General features: G+C 54.3%; 18 protein-coding genes. 5 read left to right on the top strand and 13 right to left on the bottom strand.

Annotation, left to right across the window (positions count from 1 at the left end; translation table 11 throughout):
• Positions 1 to 165: 165 nt before the first annotated feature.
• The 3 genes from ACQYWX_RS08795 to ACQYWX_RS08785 form a co-directional block, all read right to left on the bottom strand.
• Positions 166 to 1,893 carry an RICIN domain-containing protein gene (locus ACQYWX_RS08795; protein ID WP_431688523.1) on the bottom strand — a complete coding sequence of 576 codons (1,728 nt, stop codon included), beginning with the start codon at positions 1,891 to 1,893 and terminating at the stop codon, positions 166 to 168.
• 414 nt (positions 1,894 to 2,307) lie between these two features.
• Positions 2,308 to 4,290, bottom strand: coding sequence for a glycosyl hydrolase family 18 protein (locus ACQYWX_RS08790; RefSeq protein ID WP_431688522.1), 1,983 nt, complete (start codon positions 4,288 to 4,290; stop codon positions 2,308 to 2,310).
• Between the two features lie 877 nt (positions 4,291 to 5,167).
• Positions 5,168 to 5,803: a hypothetical protein gene (locus tag ACQYWX_RS08785; RefSeq protein ID WP_431688521.1), complete on the bottom strand. Its 636-nt coding sequence runs from the start codon at positions 5,801 to 5,803 to the stop codon at positions 5,168 to 5,170.
• A 390-nt stretch (positions 5,804 to 6,193) separates the two neighbouring features.
• On the opposite strand from ACQYWX_RS08785, the gene ACQYWX_RS08780 reads away from it, so the two are divergent.
• Positions 6,194 to 7,228, top strand: coding sequence for a LacI family DNA-binding transcriptional regulator (locus tag ACQYWX_RS08780; protein WP_431688520.1), 1,035 nt, complete (start codon positions 6,194 to 6,196; stop codon positions 7,226 to 7,228).
• Positions 7,229 to 7,334: 106 nt separating this feature from the next.
• Here ACQYWX_RS08780 and ACQYWX_RS08775 read toward each other — a convergent pair whose 3' ends face one another.
• The 6 genes from ACQYWX_RS08775 to ACQYWX_RS08750 all read right to left on the bottom strand — a co-directional run bounded on the left by ACQYWX_RS08775 (position 7,335) and on the right by ACQYWX_RS08750 (position 13,011).
• The gene (locus ACQYWX_RS08775; RefSeq protein ID WP_127969420.1) at positions 7,335 to 7,535 is read right to left on the bottom strand and encodes a DUF2788 domain-containing protein; all 201 of its coding nucleotides are present in this window, start codon (positions 7,533 to 7,535) and stop codon (positions 7,335 to 7,337) included.
• A gap of 112 nt (positions 7,536 to 7,647) precedes the next feature.
• Complete coding sequence (locus tag ACQYWX_RS08770; RefSeq protein ID WP_431688519.1) at positions 7,648 to 8,772, bottom strand: SGNH/GDSL hydrolase family protein; 1,125 nt, start codon at positions 8,770 to 8,772, stop codon at positions 7,648 to 7,650.
• A 60-nt stretch (positions 8,773 to 8,832) separates the two neighbouring features.
• Entirely contained in the window at positions 8,833 to 9,603 is a 771-nt protein-coding gene (gene yaaA / locus ACQYWX_RS08765; protein ID WP_431688518.1) for a peroxide stress protein YaaA, read from the bottom strand.
• Positions 9,604 to 9,605: 2 nt separating this feature from the next.
• Complete coding sequence (locus ACQYWX_RS08760; protein WP_431688517.1) at positions 9,606 to 9,869, bottom strand: glutaredoxin family protein; 264 nt, start codon at positions 9,867 to 9,869, stop codon at positions 9,606 to 9,608.
• A 129-nt stretch (positions 9,870 to 9,998) separates the two neighbouring features.
• Positions 9,999 to 11,951: an acetate--CoA ligase gene (gene acs / locus ACQYWX_RS08755; protein WP_216737803.1), complete on the bottom strand. Its 1,953-nt coding sequence runs from the start codon at positions 11,949 to 11,951 to the stop codon at positions 9,999 to 10,001.
• 151 nt (positions 11,952 to 12,102) lie between these two features.
• The gene (locus ACQYWX_RS08750; protein WP_431688516.1) at positions 12,103 to 13,011 is read right to left on the bottom strand and encodes a LysR family transcriptional regulator; all 909 of its coding nucleotides are present in this window, start codon (positions 13,009 to 13,011) and stop codon (positions 12,103 to 12,105) included.
• A 127-nt stretch (positions 13,012 to 13,138) separates the two neighbouring features.
• Here ACQYWX_RS08750 and ACQYWX_RS08745 point away from each other — a divergent pair, with 127 nt between their 5' ends.
• Both ACQYWX_RS08745 and ACQYWX_RS08740 read left to right on the top strand, forming a co-directional pair.
• On the top strand, positions 13,139 to 13,576 hold the full coding sequence (locus ACQYWX_RS08745) for a DoxX family protein (protein WP_431688515.1): 438 nt from the start codon (positions 13,139 to 13,141) through the stop codon (positions 13,574 to 13,576).
• 134 nt (positions 13,577 to 13,710) lie between these two features.
• The gene (locus ACQYWX_RS08740; protein ID WP_431688514.1) at positions 13,711 to 14,469 is read left to right on the top strand and encodes a DODA-type extradiol aromatic ring-opening family dioxygenase; all 759 of its coding nucleotides are present in this window, start codon (positions 13,711 to 13,713) and stop codon (positions 14,467 to 14,469) included.
• A 44-nt stretch (positions 14,470 to 14,513) separates the two neighbouring features.
• On the opposite strand, the gene trhA is transcribed toward ACQYWX_RS08740, so the two are convergent.
• The 3 genes from trhA to ACQYWX_RS08725 all read right to left on the bottom strand — a co-directional run bounded on the left by trhA (position 14,514) and on the right by ACQYWX_RS08725 (position 17,414).
• Positions 14,514 to 15,158 carry a PAQR family membrane homeostasis protein TrhA gene (trhA, locus tag ACQYWX_RS08735; RefSeq protein ID WP_431688513.1) on the bottom strand — a complete coding sequence of 215 codons (645 nt, stop codon included), beginning with the start codon at positions 15,156 to 15,158 and terminating at the stop codon, positions 14,514 to 14,516.
• A 192-nt stretch (positions 15,159 to 15,350) separates the two neighbouring features.
• The gene (locus tag ACQYWX_RS08730) at positions 15,351 to 16,982 is read right to left on the bottom strand and encodes a methyl-accepting chemotaxis protein (protein ID WP_431688512.1); all 1,632 of its coding nucleotides are present in this window, start codon (positions 16,980 to 16,982) and stop codon (positions 15,351 to 15,353) included.
• Between the two features lie 99 nt (positions 16,983 to 17,081).
• Positions 17,082 to 17,414, bottom strand: coding sequence for a hypothetical protein (locus ACQYWX_RS08725; RefSeq protein WP_431688511.1), 333 nt, complete (start codon positions 17,412 to 17,414; stop codon positions 17,082 to 17,084).
• Positions 17,415 to 17,585: 171 nt separating this feature from the next.
• On the opposite strand from ACQYWX_RS08725, the gene ACQYWX_RS08720 reads away from it, so the two are divergent.
• Positions 17,586 to 18,299 (top strand): substrate-binding periplasmic protein, encoded by a 714-nt coding sequence (locus ACQYWX_RS08720; RefSeq protein WP_431688510.1) that lies wholly within the window; start codon positions 17,586 to 17,588, stop codon positions 18,297 to 18,299.
• Positions 18,300 to 18,352: 53 nt separating this feature from the next.
• Positions 18,353 to 19,117, top strand: coding sequence for a substrate-binding periplasmic protein (locus tag ACQYWX_RS08715; protein WP_216737811.1), 765 nt, complete (start codon positions 18,353 to 18,355; stop codon positions 19,115 to 19,117).
• Between the two features lie 24 nt (positions 19,118 to 19,141).
• Here the strand turns inward: ACQYWX_RS08715 and ACQYWX_RS08710 are convergent, their stop codons facing one another.
• On the bottom strand, positions 19,142 to 19,513 hold the full coding sequence (locus tag ACQYWX_RS08710; protein WP_431688509.1) for an MmcQ/YjbR family DNA-binding protein: 372 nt from the start codon (positions 19,511 to 19,513) through the stop codon (positions 19,142 to 19,144).
• Positions 19,514 to 19,858 lie beyond the last annotated feature (345 nt).

The following is a 19,858-nucleotide window of genomic DNA, read 5'->3' as shown; positions in this document are numbered from 1 at the left end:
CATTGTTGTTATCTATTCAGTGCCGAACGCTGTGCCGACCAACCCTAACTGCAAACAGGCGGGCCGCGGTTTTACCCCCGCCAACGACCGAAGTCGCGGCGGGGGCTTTCTTGTTGTTAACGAGATACTGTCTTAATCGGTCCATACTGAGGAAAATCGCTTTCCTCAGTTTTTGCGGTACACCCTCACGTAATCCACTTCCATCGACTGCGGGAATACAGTTGATCCATTTGGATTGCCTGGCCAGTTACCGCCCACGGCAAGGTTCAGAATCATATGGAAGCGTTGGTTATACGGCGCAGGATAAGGCGCAGCGGTGGAGTACCAGTCGGTTTGCGTCTGATAATGCACGCCGTCGATATACCAGCGAATTTCGTTTTCTTCCCATTCCAGTGCGTAGGTATGGAATTGATCCACCACGCTGGAGGAAGGCGCCATGTGATCGCCAGTGTGGGTATTGTTGGGCCATTCGCCGCCATAGTGGAGCGTGCCGTAGATTTCATTGCCGCCCGCCCCTTTCAGGTTGACCGCCTCCATGATGTCGATCTCGCCGCTGGCCGCCCAGCCGCCATAAACCCAGTCTGTCGGCAACATCCAGATAGCTGGCCACATGCCCTGCCCCCATGGCAGCTTGGCGCGGATTTCAAAGCGGCCGTATTTCCAGTCGCCCTTGTTAAGCGTGCGTAAACGGGCGGAGGTGTAGTCACGAGTTCCTTCGGGTCCGGTGTAGCGCTCTTTCAGCGCCTGAATGTGCAGCTTGCCGCCGGACACCCAGGAGTTTTGCGGACGCGCGGTGTAATACTGCAGCTCATTGTTGCCGCCGCCATTGCCGTTGACTTCGTGCTCCCACTTACCCAGGTCAAGGCTGTCGCCGTTGAATTCATCCCGCCATACCAGCGTCCACCCGGGCGGATCGGTGGGATCAGTAGGATCGCCGCCTTTGGCGAAATTGATGTAATTCAGGTTAATGCCGTCAGTCAGGAAGGCGACTTCCAACTGATGCGCTCCAGATGACAGGTTCGCATTGAAGCTGATATCCGCCCAGTTCTGCCAACCGCCGGTGTTGGGGACCTCCAGCGCGCCGCTGATGTCCGCGCCGTCAAGCTTCACAACCACCTGTTTACCAGCGTAAATGGAAGCGACACGTAAAGTGACTTTATATTCGCCGGATTCGCCGGCGTTCAGGTTATAACGCAGGTACTCGCCTGGAGCCGTCCAGCCGACATTAAATCCGCCGTCCTGATCCGCCGTCGCTTCGATGTCCACATCGTCCTGACGATAACCGCCGCCAGTGTTGCCTGGCGTAGTGTCGGAGAATGCGCTGTAATCCTCGGCTTCAATCTTGCCGGGGATAGACGCGCCAGGAGGCGTGGGTCCGCCGTCCGTCATCAGATAGAAACGCTGATGATCGCCGCTGTTCCAGTCCCACTGTTGCAACCTGACGCCCGGCTCGACGCTGGCTTCCTCGATATCCAGGGATTTGCCGCTGCCGCTATTGATAATGCGGAATTCATTATTACCGAGATCTTCAAATTTGAAGCGCTGCGCCCCGGAGCCGTTATCCGGCCATTGCTGCAGCCCGGCGCCGTTGGCGGTGGAGGCGGACTCCACATCCATCGCCAGCCCGCTGTGCATAGCCAGCAACCGGTAGCTGCCGCCGCCTGCAGGCGTAATTTTCCAGCGCTGATTATTGCCGTCATGGCACTGCCATTGAACGATGCGCGCAGCTTGCTGCGTGGAGCCGCTCCAAACGTCCAGACATAAGCCGCTTTTTTTGGATTTGATCTGATAGACCCCTTCCGGAATCTCCGCATTGGCGGCGAAACTGCCGCAACCCGCGACGACGATGGACGCCGTCATTAGCACGGAAGCCGGCCAGTGTTTCTTGTTCATCGAGTTCTCCTTATTTATTGGTTTTTTGAATGGAGAAACCAGAGCACTTTTTCGGATAGACACTTCAGCTCTTCCAAAAGGAAAAATGCGCTGACTTACCACTCTTTTGCATGAAAGCGTTTTCATTTTTCACTCGTTGGACAAAGGCAGTCAATGCCGGTTTAGTGTTTATCCGAAAAAATGTTGATTACCGCACGCGATCTCATCGCTGTGCTTTGGAAACCGGATGGGGGCTTAGCCCATCCGGTTTAGCGTTACGGCTACTACTTGATCCAAGTCAGTGACGAATTACCTACAGCCTTCCCTACTTGCTATAACCATCACTGGTTAAAATCGTCACTAGTCAAAATCGTCAGTAGCAAAAACCGTCTGTACTAAAAAAAGGGGTAGTGCCGATTCTACCCCCAACAAGGGCTACTGTTGCGGATGCCCCAAGCCTTCATGAACGGCGTTGAGGATATTTCCGTTATCCGCATCGACTTCCCAGGTGAATACGCCAGCGAGACCTTTGTCGCGCGCATATTCGCCTTTGGCTTTGGCCGAACGGGCGTTATCGAAGGTGATCAACGAGCCGTTGGAGAAGTTCCACAAGAAGGGCGCTTCCGCCTTTTCATCGTAGAAATACTTGTAGCCATCGATGCCCTGGCCGTTGGCGCCGCCCAGGAACTTCTGCTCGATAGCGCGGTAATCCAACACGCCGTCTTCCCAGGTGCCTGCGTGCTTGCCGCCGCCGGTTCCTGCGAATGGATCAGTCTCTGTACCGCCGGTGACGCCTTTCCAGCCGCGTCCGTACATGGCCGCGCCCAGCACCAGTTTGTTGGCCGGCACGCCTGCGCTCATCAGGTTATTGATGGTGGCGTCAGAGCTGAAGCCTTCATGGATCTCATGATCGCCTGCGTACAGGCCAGTCTGATGACCTAATTGATTGTTCCAGCCGCCGTAGTAGTCGTAGGTCATAGCGAAGACGTAATCCATGTACTGTACTGCGTTGGAGTAGTTCACAGCGTCAATCTTGCTTGGCGCGGAACCTACCGCCGAAGTTAACTGGTAGTCTTTGCCGGTTTCCGCTTCCAGCTTATCCAGCGCAGCGCGCAGGTCATGCATCAACTCAGCGTAGCCATCGCGATCCTGTGGCGAGCCCAGACCGGTGTTGGCTCCGCCGCCGCCTGGGTATTCCCAGTCAATATCGACGCCATCGAAGAACTTATAAGTCTTCAGGAAGTCGACCACAGAGCTAACGAACACCGCACGCTTCTGCGCGTCGTTGGCGAAGTAGAAGAATGGATCAGACAGCGTCCAGCCGCCAATGGAAGGCAGGATCTTGATGTCGGGATTGGTTTTCTTCAGACGTCTCAACTGGCCGAAGTTACCGCGCATGGGGTCATCCCACTTGTCACCGGGATAGCTCTTCTCAAGCGCCGCGAAGCGGTCGTGGATAGTGACTGTGTAATCAGGCTGATCGCTACACTCATTCATCAACACAGAGTGGCCTTGCGGGTTCGCCTCGCGCAGTGATTCGTTAGGTCCGCACACGGCGATGAAGGCATACAAGAGGTGAGTCAGGTTTTGCGCCGGTATTTTCTCTACCGGGAAGTTGCGGCCATAAACGCCCCACTCCACAAAGTAAGTGCCGACAACGCTGCCTGTGGTGTTCTGATAGGGCTTGTTGTTCTCCATCAACGGCTTAGGCCAGCCGGTGGTGTCGATCGGATCGTCGGAGCCATTATCGCCGCCGTCTCCGTTATCTCCACCGTCGCCATTGTCACCGCCGTCGTCGCCTCCGTTATCCCCGCCATCGCCAGGGCAGCCGGACGCGTCTACCAATTCCCATGGGCCCCATTCACTGGCGCCGGGCTCATCGCCTTGCGTCCACCATTTGGCCTTGTAAACAGCGCCTTTATGGAAGACTTCCTTACCTTGGGTATAAACCGTAGAGGAACTCCAGGCTGGCGCGCTGGCGTCGCAATCATCGCCGCCGTTGTTGTTGCCGCCGGTATCGCCTCCAGTGTCTCCACCGGTATCGCCGCCGTTATCTCCTCCAGTGTCGCCGCCAGTATCGCCACCGGTGTCGCCTCCATTATCGCCGCCAGTGTCTCCGCCGTTATCTCCACCGGAGTCGCCACCGCCATCACAATGATCAGGCTCTTCATAACGCCACAACGAACCGACCGCCGGCGTCCAGCCAGCGCCCAGATGAGCGGTGTGGTTTACTAAAGCGGAGTAAATGCCGGAGTTAAAAGTGACATACTGACCGGCGGAGTAGTTTCCGCCATCCTGCCAGGCGCCGGACACCTGGCTGCATTCAACGCCCCAGGAGGCCTGGGATGCGGCGATGAGGCCCGCACAGAGCGCGGTCTTCATAAAGCCGGATTTGCTGTGTTTTTTGTCCATATACATAGGATCGTCCTAAGGTTATCGATTCGTTATTAGAAGTAGGAAAAGTCCGTTCGCCATCTTAACGATCACAATCGGCGCAACTCCGGCGCAGACTTCATCAATGAAGCCTCATCAACCAGAGCTTTTCTCCCGTTCGCCCATCAGCCGACGCTACACAACCCATCACTGAACGAAAGCGCTTTCATAACGCAATCCAACCCGGACTTCACAGTCGCCCCTTTTTCGGAACCTCTTTTAAATTTTCCTTTTTCTCTCCGAAAATCAGGTCGCATTGCCCTATGTATTCCTCACAATATCCGTAAGCGGCAAATCACAAAAAAGCGCAAGGAAATGCTTTCATATACCAGATAATACCTATTTGAGACTTTCAGTCAATTTAAAAATACCATTTAGATACCACAAAAGTGATAACTAGTTCCTATATTCCAATATGGTAGTTTTTTGGTATTTAATTTGCTTAACTGGCGTCTTCTGTTTTTTCTAACAGGTATGCATGCGACGTACCAAGGCGCATACCAGTGTAGGGATTCCCCCTGCCAAGACAATCCGCCCAAGAGCCTAGTCAATTTGTGTGAACGATTGCACACCGTGACAAAGCCTTATTTTTCAATCGTTCGGCGTTAGTGTCCGTATCACGCCAAAAGTTGCAGGCGGAGGATCACTAGGTTTATCTGGAAGAAAAAGTGGTCTTATTGGTCAACAAAAATGGTATTGATGGACTACAACCTGCCCTGAATTGGACTTATAGCCGAGTTGAGACGGGAAAAGTAAAGAGAAGGATAATAAGCGCAGGCGGACAGCCCAGCCCCTATATAAAAGAAAAGCCTCCCACCTTGCGGTGGGAGGCTCTTACACACGAGAGTTCGCTTGCGGCTAATTAGAACAGCGCGACCAGGTTCACACCAACGTGGTTGCCGCTGATATCCTTCTTATACGCACTGGAAGGAACGTCAAGATGAGAACCATTTACATTCAATGATTCTACGTCATATTTTTCCGCTACCGCCCGGAAATTCAGTATGACGGTAGAAGAAAGGAAGTAGCCTGCCTCAGCAACAAATCCAATATTGGAGTCCAAGTCAGCAGTAAACTTGTTGCTCTTATACTCTGCAGTTAACTCAGGGCTGGCCACATAGCGCACGCCTGCGCCAAAACGCCACTTATCTACACCGGTGTAGTAGAGAACAGCTTCAACAGGCATCCGGTCAAAAGTCGCTTCGACATCATTTTCATCTGCATAGTCAAAATGGTAATTCAGGGTTACCTGAGCCGCCAGAGGCTGAGACTTTGATTTCCAGTACGCGCCTACCCCCAGATTTACCAATCCGCCAGCTTCCAGCTCATCAACACCGTCAAGAGTGCCAGACTGTACGAACTCGTCACCGCCAAAAGTAAAACCGCCAGTAAGAGCAAAATACAGGCTACGGGAATCTTGAACTTCTTCCGCTTGAACAGACATACAGGAAACGGACAAGGCTGCTACAGCCAGTGCATTTACAACAAAAGACTTCATCAAACTACCTTAAGGGAATGTACCCACAACGACTAAAAACACCCTCGGAAGCGAGGGGAATATAAAAGGGATGCGCATTATATTTAGCCTCACAGAAAAGTGAACACTTGTTAACAATTTTTCTACAATACAAGTTTGTCTGTACAAACTACGCTACACTTTCACTTTTTACGTAAAAATACCTAATTTTCGCCGCAAAATTAGTGGACATAAATTTCCAGCCAATTAGACTCCCTATGCCGCCATGTCGCGCTGTACCCCTTGTGCGACAGGATCCTCTATTTATCCGAATGCCCTCACGAGGGGCCGAACCGGACTCATCAACATACAAGGAAGTGGAATGTTTAATAAAACCTGCCGAACGACGGCGACGAATAACAAGGAGCAACAGTGAAGAAATTGACCTTGAAAGATGTGGCGTCGGAGCTGGGTGTATCAACCGCGACCATATCCAACGCTTATAACCGGCCGGACCAACTATCGGCCAAGTTGAGGAGCCATATCCTCAAAGAATGTTTGCGACTGGGCTACAACGGCCCTAACGCCACAGCCGCCAGCCTGCGTCGCGGCACCAGCGGCATTATTGGCGTTATGGTGGCGGACCGATTGCATTTTAACTTTACCGATCCGGTCGCCAGCCAGTTTCTGCAAGGCGTCGCCGAGGTATTCGACAGCAATGGCGTCAACATGTTCCTGCTGCCTACCCGCGCGGATTATTACAAACACCGCTCCATTGAATCGGTCCCCGACGCATTTATCATGTACGGCCGCCCCAATGACGAAAGCATCGTGGAGCGCATTCTCCAGCAACAGAAAACGCTGATCACCGTAGACTTCGATCTGGGCGAAAGCCATACCTCCATCAATGTGGATAATTTCAGCGGCGCACGTGAAAGCGCGGAGCATGCTTTTAAGCGCTCAGACGGCGAAGCAGCCATTATTGGCCTGCGCCTGCTTAACCTAAATGAGGTGCGGCGCATTAAGGACGCCGAAATGTTTGGGGATGAGATATCGATTTCAAGACGCCGCCTCAACGGCTATCTTGCCGCCGCAGAGGCTATGGACCGACACATCCGGCCGGATATGATCTGGCACACCCCCGACAGCAATTTCCAGAACGGTTATCAGGCTGCCCGCGAAGCCTTGTCCACGAGTCCGCGTCCGCGCATTCTACTGTGCATGAGCGACCGTCTGGCTCTGGCCGCGATCCAGGCCAGTCTGGACCTGGGCTTCAAAGTTCCCGACGACGTTAAAGTCGTCGGATTCGACGATATTCCCGACGCCGCGCACTGGCGCCCCAGCCTGACGACGGTCCATCAGCCCAGCGTCGCCAAAGGGCGTCTGGCCGCACAGGCGGTTCTGAAAGGAGACACCAGCAATAATCGTTTGCTGACAGCGCAGCTGGTAGTGCGGGAATCCTGTTAACCCACCTCCACTCTGCACGCTTCTTGTCCAGAAAAGCAGATTGCAAGAGCATTAAAAAAGCCGCCGCGGATCACTCCGGGGCGGCTTTTTTGCAAATCTCTGACGACTAGACGTTCAATACTTCAACCAGAACGGTTTTGATCACAAAGCCCAGGACACCCAGTCCCAATGCAGTGAACAGGATAAAAGTACCGAACTTGCCTGCTTTGGAACGCTTCGCCAAATCGTAAATGATGAAGGCCATGAAACCGACCAACACCGAAATTAAAACCACCAGGCTCAGATTTTCAAACTGCTCAACGGACATAAATTTCTCCTCCCAAATTCGGGGCCCATTATACGCAGCAAGGTTAATAAGTAAACAGACAAAGGACCGGGCCGCCTAAAGCTTAATGTTACACAGCCCATTACCTTGTTGGTTATTGCAACCGCCCCTGCAGGCTTTTCCAGAGTATGTCCGCGACCACCTTATGGCCGGCGGGAGTGAAGTGCCCTTCATTTGGATGATACCAGTCCCCACCGTCCTGTTGCGCCTGCGCGCTCAGTTCCTCCGCCACATCCAAAACCGGTATGCCCATCTCTTCAAATCGTTGCTTCAGAGCCCCGCGAACAAACTCCTGATAATAAGCAGGCAAAGACCGGGTTTGAGCAATATAAGAACGTCCCGGCAACAACGCGACCATGAATGCGTTATCCCCTTCGCCGACAGTTTCCGCCTCTTTGCGCATTGCGCTCACCAGAGCCTGCATCAGTTGCAAGTCCGGTTCGAATTTCTTAGCGAAATGTGAGCGGTATTGCTCAGGATCATCCATCAAAGCCAACAACCGCTGACCGATATGCAGGGCGCGCAGACTACTTTTCCAGGGGGCTTCCGGCAGTCCGCGGGTCATTTCACTGGTGAATGTATAAGGATACCCAGCCGGCTTCGGCGCTTGCGGTACAGGCGTATTTTGCAGCTCCAGTTCGCCGCCGTTCAACGCGAAGAAGGGTTTGCCGTAGATCGCCTGCAAGGGGTACGCGAGGCGATTGTCCAGCAGATCATTGCCCAGATAGACCACCAATAATGTCTTGGTCGGTTTGAATTTGCTCACCAAATCCCGGTACAGCAGCAACTCCTGGTCGGTGCTATAACCCGGCGTTCCAAAATTGGCGAAGCGCCACTCGGAACTGCGCTCGTTCAACAGATCCGTAAAGGTCTCGCCATCATTGACCCCCAGTCCAAATACGAAGCTATCGCCTACCACCGCCACTTTTTTGTCCGCCGACAAAGTGGAAACCGGCGTGCGCAGCCCCAAAGGATTGGTCTGATAATGCACCTTGAAGTCCTGGTGCTCGTGAGTTCCGCTCCAGCTTCGCCCCAATCGCCACCCTAACTCGGCGTCGTATTGCAGAAGTCCCGGGTCCATTTTTTCACTGGCGGCGGCCTGCTTCGACAGGTAGCCCAGAGCGAACTCAACGCCTGTCAGTCCCACCGCAACGGCGATCATCACGGAGATCAGGGTAAACAGAATTTCTCGTTTAGGTTTGGTGGTGTTTTCACTCACGTGGATCAGCTCATGTCATTAAGATTCGTTGTTTCCCTGGCGACGCCCCGAACGCTTCGTTCAGTGATCCCGGGTAAACGCCCACTGCGCGCCGTCGGACAGCGCAGGATTGTAGCGATAGCCGTCCGTATCAAAACCTTTGATATCTTCAGGACGCTGCAAACGATTTTCCAATATGTAGCGGGTCATCATGCCCCGCGCCTTTTTCGCCCAGAAACTGACGACCTTATATTTGCCGCCTTTCATGTCCAGGAACATAGGCGTAATCACCGGCACGGCAAGCTTTTTCTCATTCACCACCTTGTAGTATTCATTGGAGGCGAGGTTGATCAGCACATCCGCCCCCGTCTCCCGCGCTTCTTCGTTGAGCGACTGGGTCAAGGCGTCGCCCCAGAAACGATACAGGTTGACTCCCTTCGGGTTTTGCAGACGCGTCCCCATCTCCAAACGATAAGGCTGCATCAGGTCCAACGGACGCAAAACCCCATACAGGCCAGACAGAATGCGTAACTGACGCTGGGCGTTGCTGATCGCGTCCTGGCTCAAGCTATAGGCGTCAAGGCCGGTATACACGTCGCCCTTAAAGGCGAACAGCGCTTGTCTGGCGTTGTCGCTATCGAACGGCAACGACCAGGACTGATAGCGGTTGGCGTTCAGCGTCGCCAATTCATCGCTGATACTCATTAGTTCACTCAAGCGCCAAGGCTCCTGCTGCTTGAGGATATCAACCAGCTCAGCGCTCTGGGGAAGAAATCGTGGTTGTGTATTCTCAGTAGTGGGTACGGGGGTTTCGTAATCCAGCGTTTTGGCTGGAGATACAACAATCAGCATCTTTACCTCAGGTTCTGATTCAGAAAATTCACAAACGCCTGATGATCGAAGGGCCAGGCCAGTTCCGCCTGTGTCTCCGCGCAGGCGAGCACCGGAATGCGTTCGGCGTAGGCCGTCATCAAATCATCGCTGTCGCTGATATCGACCTTCGCAAGGGCGATAAAGTTCAATGCGTCAGGATTGGCTTCCAGTACATCGTTGATCACCTCTTCCGCCACATCGCATAAATGGCAGCCAAGGGTTCCGTACAACTTGAAAGTGCGCATAGGCGGTTGTTCCAGTGGACAGCTCGATAAAAACAGGCGGCTATTCTAGCCCGGATTATCCGGCGGGAACAAAAAAAGCCCCTCACGCCTGACGGCGGAGGGGCTGCATTGTCATTTCAGAAACCTGGGTCAGGCTCTGACGCGATTACTGATCAAATCATCCACAACCGAAGGGTCCGCCAGAGTGGAGGTATCGCCCAGGGAGTCCGTCTCGTCCGCCGCAATCTTCCGCAGAATGCGGCGCATGATTTTGCCGGAACGGGTCTTCGGCAGGCCGGGAGAGAATTGAATCACATCCGGCGTCGCAATGGGGCCAATTTCCTTGCGCACCATCTGCTTCAGCTCATTCAGCAAAGCGTCAGAAGGCTCAAAGCCCACGCCCAGAGTGACATAGGCGTAGATGCCCTGCCCTTTGACATCGTGAGGGAAGCCCACGACGGCTGCTTCCGCCACTGCGTCGTGCTCCACCAGCGCGCTTTCCACTTCAGCGGTGCCCAGACGGTGGCCGGAGACGTTCAACACGTCGTCCACACGACCGGTGATCCAGTAGTATCCGTCTTCGTCGCGACGGGCGCCGTCGCCCGTGAAATACATACCGGGATAGCTGGAGAAATAGGTCTGCACAAAACGCTGATGATCGCCGTAAACCGTTCTCATCTGGCCAGGCCAGCTGTCAAGCAGCACCAGGTTGCCTGATACAGCCCCATCCAGCAACGCGCCTTCGTTATCCACCAACGCTGGTTTGACGCCGAAGAACGGCAGCGTGGCGGAGCCCGGTTTCAATGCAGTGGCGCCGGGCAGCGGCGTGATCAGAATGCCGCCGGTTTCGGTCTGCCACCAGGTATCGACGATGGGGCAGCGTTTTTCGCCAACCACATCGTAATACCAGTCCCAGGCTTCCGGGTTGATCGGCTCGCCGACCGTGCCAAGCAGTTTCAGTGTTTTGCGGGAGCTCTTCACTACCGGTTCGTCGCCCAGACGCATCAGCGCGCGGATGGCGGTAGGCGCGGTATAGAAAATATTGACGTTGTGTTTGTCCACCACTTGCCAGCAACGGGAGGCGTCAGGATAGTTAGGCACGCCTTCGAACATCAGCGTGACCGCGCCGTTCGCCAGCGGCCCATATACGATGTAACTATGGCCGGTGATCCAGCCCACATCCGCCGTACACCAGTAGATATCGCCGTCTTTGTAGTCAAAGACGTACTGATGAGTCATGGAGGCGTACACCATGTAGCCGCCAGTGGTGTGCAGCACGCCCTTGGGTTTGCCGGTGGAACCGGAGGTATAAAGGATGAACAGCGGATCTTCCGCCGACATTTCTTCCGGCGGGCAGTCCGTTGACGCATTGGCGACGGCGTCGTGATACCAGACGTCACGGCCTTCGCTCCAGTTCACCGCATTGCCGGTGCGTTTGACCACCAGCACTTTATCCACTTCCGCGCCTTTGCCGGCGGTAATCTCCGCAGCGGCGTCGACGTTCTTTTTCAGAGGCACGATGCGTCCGCCGCGTACGCCCTCATCCGCCGTGATGACGAAGCGGGACTTACAGTCCTCGATGCGTCCGGCCAACGCTTCCGGCGAAAAACCGCCGAATACCACCGAGTGCGGCGCGCCAATCCGTGCGCAGGCCAGCATCGCCATGGCGGCTTCTGGAATCATCGGCATGTAGATAGTCACTACATCGCCTTTCTTGACCCCCATGTCCTTCAGTGCATTGGACAGTTTGCAAACCTTGTCGTAGAGCTCTTGATAAGTGATTTTGGCGTCGTCGGCGGGATCATCGCCTTCCCAGATGATGGCGGTCTGCTGCGCGCGTTGCGGCAGGTGACGATCAAGGCAGTTATAACAGGCGTTCAACGTACCGTCTTGGAACCAGCGGATATGCAGGTTCTGCTGCGAGTAGTCGACGTCTTTAACTTGGGTGTAAGGCTTGATCCAATCGATTCGCGTTCCATGCTGCCTCCAGAAACCTTCCGGATCCTCGATGGATTCCTGATACATGCGCAAGTAGGTCTCTTTGTCGGCCCATGCGTTTTTTGCAATGTCGGCCGGCGCAGGATGGGTTTCGTGTGTACTCATAAACTCCCTCTATCTTGGTTTGCGATCTTTGTTATCTAATTGTGTGATCCTGGTTAACAGTTATTTTTTTCGGCATTTTTTATTCAAGTCGTATCATAGATAAAACTACGTACGACCATTGTATAAGCAAAGTTCGCCCTTGAACGGGCAATCATACTAAGGGAGGAGTCGGCGGATTGGTACTGAAATAAACTTTAGCCTCCTCCACGAACAACCTCACCCGCGCGGACAGGTGTCTGCGATGGGGATAAACCGCATAAACGGCGGACGCCTCCGGCCAGTATTCCTGCAGCACCGGACGTAATTTCCCGGACGCCAGCTCATCGCCGATAACAAAGGCCGGCAGACGCGCCAGCCCCATTCCGGAGAGCGCAAGTTCTTTCGCCGCTCGCGCGCTGTTGACGCTGACGCGCTTATGTAAAGGCAACCGCGCAACGCCGCCTTCCTGCGCCACGGGCCAGTAGTCGCCTCCGCTGTAATTGCTGTCGAAGACCACTCTGTGCCGCATCAGGTCCTCAGGAATCTGCGGCGTCCCCTGACGCTCCAGATAGGTTGCGCTGGCGCACCAGACGATAGGGATATCCGCGAGTTTTTGCGCCACCAGACTGCTGTCCGGCAGGTAACCAATGCGCACCGCCAGATCCACCTGCTCCTCCAGCAAGTCGACATAGCGGTCCGCCAGACGTATATCAAGGGTCAGCCCCGGGTGCTTGTCCAGCATGACGGCGACAAGCTGCATCAAGTGAATTTCCGCAAAGGAGGTAGGCGCCGCGACGCGCAAGAGGCCCTCTGGTTCGCCATGCTCATCCCGCACTCGCGCCTCAATGTCATCGAGTTCATGCAGCAAGGGCGTGACGCGCAAATAATAGGCCTCACCGGTCGGCGTCAGTCTGACCTTTCTAGTGGTACGGTGGAACAGGCGGGCGCCGAGTCGGTCTTCCAGTTGCCCAACATATTTGCTCACCAGCACTTTGGATAAATTCAGTTTCCTGCCGGCGGCGGAAAATCCGCCCTCCTGCACCACCGCGCAAAACGCCTTCATTGAGGTCAATGTATCCATAACAGGAACAACGCCATTGTTAATGTATCGTTAACAGTGTTATCACAATACGATCAATTGTTAGCCATTAAAATAGAAATCATACTGTCAGCAACTTAACTCAATGTATTCTTTCGGAGCTTCAGTCATGATTAATCACGCTACCGCCCCCTACGCCGCCCTGCTGTTACGCTTGTCTCTGGGCGCGATGTTCATCGCTCACGGCCTGCTGAAACTATTGGTGTTCACCCCTGCTGGAACCGCAGGATTTTTCGGCTCTCTCGGCCTGCCTGGCTGGTTCGCCTATCTGGCGATTCTGGCGGAGCTGGGCGGCGGCGCTTTGCTGATTATCGGCTATCGCACACAGTGGGTGGCTCTGGCGTTGACGCCAATTCTGCTGGGCGCCATCGTTTTTGTGCACGGCGCTAATGGGTGGGCGTTCAGCGCTGAGGGCGGCGGTTGGGAGTATCCTGCATTTTTGTTAGCCGCATCGCTGGTGCAGGCCCTGTTGGGTGACGGCGCTTTCTCCTTCCGCGACCTTGTCAGCGGGAAGTCCGCTCAGCGCGCCGCATTGCGCCAGTCTTGATTGCGAGTTTGATAAGCGCCGAGCTGTTGATAAACAGGCGCCTGAATGCACTGAGCCAGTGGTTTGCGGACAAGTAGAAGAACGTTATTTGTCCGCCGAATAAATCGCGTACTGCTAGATATGAGGAGATCGCCATGAAAGCGCCATCCTGGTTTATTTCTCACGGGTCGCCGGACTTGATTGTTCATGCCGAAGCGCCCGCCCACCGCTTCTTGCGCGGGTTAAATGCGCGCCTGACGGATTTACAAGGCGTCGTGGCGATTTCACCCCATTGGCGCACAGAGGCGCTGACAGTGAACGTCACCGCGCCAGCGCATATCCAGTATGACTTCTACGGTTTTCCAGAGGCGTTGTACAGGTATCGCTGGTCGCCCGTCAGCAGCGACAAACTGAATGATCAGGTCCTGGCGACGCTATCGCCGCAGGTCGCGACATCACAAGCATTGGACCATGGGATCTGGGCTCCGCTCAGCCTGATGGACCCGGAAGGCGGCGTCCCTGTGGTTGCGATCAGTCTGCCGCGCCGATTCTCGCCGCGGCAGTTATTTGAACTCGGCGCAACGCTGGCGCCCTTGCGGGAACAGGGCGTCGCCATTATGGGGTCCGGCTCAGTGACTCATAATCTGCGGGAAATTGGCCCCAATGAAGCGGCGGCGCCGAGGTGGGCGCAGGAATTCGTCGGCTGGCTGGAGGAAAAGCTGGCGCAGAATGACTGGGAAGCGTTATTCGAATATCGCCGCCTCGCTCCCAACGCGGTGCAGGCTCACCCCACCGATGAGCATCTGACGCCACTGTTTATCGCCGCCGGAGCCAGTAATGGACAATATGCGCAAAGACTGCACGCGTCCTACACGTATCAGTCTCTGTACATGGGGAGCTACGAATTCGTTTAGTGCTATAGACGAGTCGAGGCGCAGCTCTCAGCTACGCCTTGTTTTTACAGAACGCCGTTATAGACAGCGATGTAGTGACAGGTGCTGCCGCCCAGCACGAATAGATGCCAGATGGAATGGGCGTAGGGAAAACGGTCCCAAACGTAGAAGAAAACGCCAATGGTGTAAGCCAGCCCGCCAGCAATGATCATGGCGAATGCGTTGCTGGACAGACTCTCCATCAACTCTGGCGTCGCCACTATACCGACCCAGCCCATGACCAGATAATTAAACAGATGGATGGTTTTGAAGCGCCCATGGAAACAAAGCTTGCAGACAATGCCCACCAGAGCCAGCCCCCACACCACGCCAAACATGCTCCAACCCAGAACGCCGCGCAGGTTCACCAGCAAAAATGGCGTATAGGTGCCCGCGATGAGCAGATAGATCGCGCAGTGATCAAACAGATTTAAAAAGAATTTCGCCCGAGGATGTTGTACGCCGTGGTACAACGTGGACGCCAGCAGCAACAGAAACAGCGCGCCGCCATATATCGACACGCCCACGATCTTCCAGGGATCTTCCTGCAGACTGGCGAAGACGATCAACAACGTAACTGCTGAAACGCTCACCACAGCTCCAATGCCGTGAGTCAAAGCGTTTACGATCTCTTCACCCAGGGTTTGCTGCCGCCTATTTTTCGTTGACATGTTCGTCTCCCCTAGTTGACGTCTCATATTGGCACGGACCAGCGGGGAATAAAACTTAACTTTCGGATGACCGGCCTGCCGCAAGCGGTTAACTGCAACGCTCCCCAGCTTGTCACAGGCACATGAACGACGTTTTATATTTTTATTACCATTTACGTACGCGTTACGCACGCGCCGCCTCGCGTTCATCGCTCAGGCGACGTTTTTATAGAATTCACAACACTCCTTCACGTAGTTCGCGGAGGTTTGACTCAGTTCGACGAAGTGCACGCCGTAACGATAACGTCCCTGACTTTCCGTTTTTCTCCAGACCACTTTGGCGTTGACCGCCACCGGTTGCTGCTGGTCGTAGCGGTTCTGATCCCGGCTCGGCAGACGAATCGACAGCACCAACCGGTCTCCCACGTCATAGTATTCTTTCACCACCAGATTCATACCGGTCTCGCTGACGTCCTGACTCAACCCTTCACTGCCGCCGCCATCCGACTCGATACGCACCAGCAGCGTCCCTTCCACCCTTGGGGCCGCCCTTCTTTCCGAGTCCTTGGTTTTGACCTCAGCCGCTTTCTGCCGCCGGAAATCCAGCCCGGATAACTCGTGATCAAGCCGTTGCGTCAAACCAAACAACGAGTCGCTGATGTTAGCGGTATTGCCGATCTTGGCGCTGTTTTCCCGCAAGGTTTCGAACAGACAGGACAATGTCGTCTCCAGTGCGGAAAACTGATTTAGCTGGGTCTCCACATTGCTGAATATTTCTTCCGAACTGCCGACAAAGCCTTTCACATGCCCCTCCAGGTCGCTGATGATGCCTCGGGTGCGCTCCGCTTTGCCGCGATTGGACTGCACTTCATCCACCAGTCGCGACATGGTGTTGCAGCTGGTGGTCACGTTCTGATCCAGATCGTTAATAATGCGTGAGACTTCTTCCGCTGACTCGGCGGTTCGATGGGACAACGCCCTCACTTCATCCGCCACCACCGCAAAGCCGCGCCCCTGCTCTCCCGCCCGCGCCGCCTCGATGGCCGCATTGAGCGCCAGCAGGTTGGTTTGGTCGGCGATCTCCAGAATATCTTTTAGAGCAGTTACGATGGTGCCCACCGAGGACTGCAGACTGGACACCTGACTGGCAGCGCTGCGAATCTCTCCCGCCAAGCGCACCAGCAGGTCCAGCACTTCCTGCACGAGGGCGATACCTTCCGTGCTGCTTTGTTCGGATTTGATCGCCTCGTCCCGATTGGTCTGGGCAATTTCCATCACCTTCTCGGATATTCGATGCAGACTTTCCGTGGCGTCATTCACCTCTTCCGAACGAGTCGCCTCCGCCTGACTGATGCGCTCAATCTCCCGGGCGACAGCGGCGATCTGGTAGGCGGACTGCCCCATGTGTACGGAGCAGTCGTTTACGCTGGCGATAACCCGGTTCAACGTCGCCAGCATCTGATTGCACTGACGGCCTAACTGACCGATTTCGTCTTCACTGGTAATTTCCACTTCGATGGTAAAGTCGCCTTTTTCCACGGACTTCAGCGACTTGGTCAACGCCAGGATTGGACGGACAAAATAATTGCCCAGGACAAAAATGACGCCGAACTGAACCAGAAACTGCAGGCTGGACTCCCAAATCGCATTAAACATGAATGAGCGATATTCTTCCTGCATGGCGGCGATGGTCGCCGCCGCTACCTGACGGCTCTCCGCCAGATCAATGAGCGCCTGCAACTCCACCGCGGCGAGAGTGCGGTTGTAAATAATAGTCACCACAGCCACAGCAAAGAATGCGATTTGTATTTTCCAGCGAATACTCAGGTTTGACACAATAGTCACCCATTTCCGTCTTCAATGAAGCATTAGTACTATACAAGTGAAGTCGAAAAACGCTTGCTGGGCAAAAAAACGTGGCGGATAAACAGTATCCGCGCCCGCTTATTTTCGGGCTTGCTCGGCGGGAGCGATGACGGAAAAGCCGTAGTGCTCGGGGTCTTCCTCTTGCGCCGGTGAGAGTCTCACAGAATTATCAATGGCGAAATTCCACTCAAACCGTTGCATGTAGGCGCAGCGACGCAACGGCACGATAGTTCCTTGGGGAAAGATAATTCCTTCCTCTCTGACCAAGTCCATCTCCAACCGGTAAGGAGAGACCTCCGTCGGACACAGCAGGTCCATTGAATTGTATCGGACGCCTACCACAACTCCGCTTAAGAATAACCCAGCCATCGCTACAAATATTGCCAGCCGCAGTACGATCTTCTTAGCCATTACCTTCCATCCATCTCCATTAACATCGTTTGAAAAACAACCAACGCTGATCTATATCTTCTAATAAACCGTATCCAGCCTATGGGCCATATGAAAGCATTCAGCATCATCGCCTTTTTTCTCCTGCTGGCCGGGTATACGAGGGCTGACGCACAAAGCATAGTCCTGCTTATGGACGAGTCGTATCCGCCATACAGCTATGTCGAAAACAATGAAGCCAAAGGCATCTATGTCGACTTCATCAAAGAGGCGATGCAATCCATTCCTGACTATAAGGTCAAGTTTAAGCCGCTTCCCTGGAAAAGAGCGCTCAATCTGGTTGAAACCGGACGCGCCTTCGCCGTGTTCCCGCCCTACTATCGCCCCGTCAGTCGCAGTTGGATGGATTATTCGGTTCCTCTTTTTAAAGAGACGGTCGTGCTATTTACGCCCCCTGAGTTGCTGGAGCGACTCAAGCCCACTCGCTGGCCGGAGGATTATAAAGGCCTGCGTATCGGCCTGCAGCTGGGATTCGCCACACTGTCGCCGCAACAAAAGGAGCTGTTCGTCATTTCTGAGTCGCCCAATATTCTGACCAACCTGAAACAAATCGCGCTGAACCGCATCGATGGTCATCCCAATGACTACCTGTCGGTGGTGTGGACGTTGGAGCACAACCGCCAGGACCCGGCTTTAGCCGCTCTGGAAATCACTCCCGCCGCGATTATTAATGAGGAGGTCGCCTACCTCGCCTTTTCCAATATCCAGCCCGAACAATGGCCATATCGGGCGGATTTTATCGCCAAAATGAATCAGTCCCTGGCGCGTATGAGGGATAAGAACCGGTTGCAGCAGATCGTCAACAAATGGACCCGAGACGTAAATGCCCCCGCTGCCGGCCATTGATGTGTCCACATGCTCGCTTTTTTACTCATGACAACCACTGAAGAGGAGTCCGTATGAAAAGAATAATTCTATTCGCCGCCCTGATGTTGGGATTCGTGGGGTTCGCTGCCGCGCAGTCCGTCACCCTGTTGATGGATGAAGCCTATCCTCCTTATAGCTATGCGGAAAACGGCAAACCCAAGGGAATATATGTGGACATCATCATGGAGGCGGCCAAGCTGACGCCAGACTACGCGATCACGCTAAAACCTTTGCCCTGGAAGCGCGCACTGGCGCAAATGGAGAGCGGCGAAGAGTTTGCGCTGTTTCCTCCTTATTATCGTCCAGAAGATCGCCCATGGATGGATTACTCCATTCCCTTGCTGACAGAGACAGTCGCAATGTTCGTCACGCAGGACATGGCCAGCAAAAAGCAATTGAGCAAGTGGCCGGATGACTTCAAAGGCTTGCGCGTTGGTTTACAGAGCGGTTACGCCACTTTGTCCGACGAAGAGAAAGCCATGTTCACCATGAGTCAGGCCTCGGATATTGTCGCCAACCTTAAAAAAATGGCGGCGGGACGTATAGACGCTCACCCCAACGACAAGCTATCCGTCATGTGGACGCTGGAAAACAATCGTTCCGACCCAACGCTGAAAGACCTGAAAATCGAACCGGCGGCGGTCATCAGTGAAGAAGTCGCCTATCTGGCGTTCTCAAATACCAAAAACCAGAGCTTTCCCTATCGCGAAGACTTCATCTCGAAGATGAAAGCGGCGGTCGAGCAACTGAAGCAAAGCGGCAAACTGCAGGAAATTATCGACAGTTGGACCAAGTAGCGCCTTAGTCCGCCGCACTCCGCTTTATGCGTCCGAGGACAGCTGCGCCAACGCCAGGCGCCGCTTTTTCGGCAATCCCGCGGCGGCTTTGTCGTAGGACCAGTCGATCAGCTCACGCAGATAGCCTTCGTTAAACGCGGCGGCGTCCACGATAGACACCCAGTGAAACCGGTGCATATAGCGCGCCGGTTTCACCCCTTCCTGATCCGTCAATTCGAGAAAGCGCTCAGGGCTGGTTCTCACACTGAAACGCCAGCGTTCCGGCGCGCTGGTTTTAAAGTAGGCGAACTTCCGCCCCAACACGTAAAACACCAGAATATTGGAAGGCTCACCGTACTCAATCCGCTCCACACCGGGAAGTGAAAGACAGTAGTGTTTGATTTCATCGATATTCATTGGACAAGACTCAGACGCTGCATGAGGCGCATTAAATAACTCACTGTTATATCCGGCTGCAAACGGGATATCCATTGAAAACTATTAATGGGTGACGCCGGATATAAATACAAGCCGCGGAACCGCGCCGCGTCGCCATCCATAAGGGGCTTCCTAACGCCCTGACTATAAAAGACTTTTAATTCACCCTGCCAAAATATAACAAATGGACTATAGCAAGCACGGCGCAAACCGCCCATAAATCAACGCCATGTTAATACGCAGGCGCAGGGATGCGCCTGCGCGGCGTCCAGCCGCGGGAGGCAGAGCCTGACCTGTGCAGGCCCTGCCGTTGCAGACAAATAG

This window comes from Hahella sp. NBU794, from assembly GCF_050749805.1.
GTDB lineage: Bacteria > Pseudomonadota > Gammaproteobacteria > Pseudomonadales > Oleiphilaceae > Hahella.
This window is presented reverse-complemented; position numbering and strand designations above follow the sequence as displayed.